The sequence below is a fragment of the Bacillus sp. GMs2/2 genome (assembly GCF_050172095.1).
GTDB lineage: Bacteria > Bacillota > Bacilli > Bacillales > Bacillaceae_G > Bacillus_A > Bacillus_A cereus.
The window spans coordinates 1-1,002 of record NZ_JBNLYE010000752.1; the positions used below are offsets into that span (position 1 = coordinate 1).

Below are 1,002 nucleotides of genomic sequence, written 5' to 3' on the forward strand. Positions count from 1 at the left end.
AAAAAGAGAAATTTGATTATGTATTAAATTTTGCAGCAGAATCTCACGTTGATAGAAGTATTAAAAATCCCCATATCTTTGTTCAAACTAACATATTAGGTACACAAGCCTTATTACAATCAGCATATAAAACAAAAGTGAAAAAGTTTGTACAAATTTCTACAGATGAAGTATATGGAACATTATCTCAAACAGGTGCGTTTACAGAGCATTCAATAATAGCTCCTAATAGTCCTTATAGTGCAAGTAAAGCTAGTGCGGACTTAATGGTACGAGCGTATCATGAGACATTCGGTTTACCTATGAATATAACTCGTTGTTCCAATAATTATGGTCCCTATCAGTTCACGGAAAAATTAATACCATTAACAATAACTCATGCGTTAAATAATAAAGATATTCCTCTATACGGTGATGGATTACATATAAGAGATTGGCTTCATGTAGAGGATCACTGTGTAGCTATTGATTTAGTTCTTCATGGTGGAGCAGATGGGCACATTTATAACATCGGAGGAGATAATGAATATACAAATCTAGATATTGTACAAAAAATAATCAAATTCCTAAATAAAGATCAATCGCAAATTACATTTATCTCAGATCGCTTAGGACATGATCGACGTTACGCCATGGATGCTACTAAGCTGAAAGAAGAATTAGGTTGGAAACCAAACTATCTATTTGATGCTGGACTCACTCAAACAATTAAGTGGTATATAGATAACCCTACTTGGTGGGAATGAATTTTATTAACTAAAAATTACATAAGTTAAACGAGGAATTTTAAAATGAAGATACTGATAACGGGAGTAGATGGACAACTAGGACAAACTTTAATGCAAGTACTCAGCAGAACACATCATGAGCTATATGGTGTGAATCGAACCACGTTAGATATTACAAATAAAATAAAAGTTAGCTCTTATCTTGATAGGTTAAAGCCAGATGTAATTGTACACTGTGCAGCATTTACAAATGTAGATGGGGCAGAGAAAAATA

At 33.0% G+C, this 1,002-nt stretch carries 2 protein-coding genes; both read left to right on the forward strand.

Annotation, left to right across the window (positions count from 1 at the left end; translation table 11 throughout):
* A partial coding sequence (gene rfbB, locus ACQGS6_RS29265; protein WP_426966094.1) for a dTDP-glucose 4,6-dehydratase occupies nt 1–746 on the forward strand: 746 nt, incomplete at its 5' end.
* Nucleotides 747–791: 45 nt separating this feature from the next.
* A partial coding sequence (locus tag ACQGS6_RS29270) for a sugar nucleotide-binding protein (protein ID WP_426966095.1) occupies nt 792–1,002 on the forward strand: 211 nt, incomplete at its 3' end.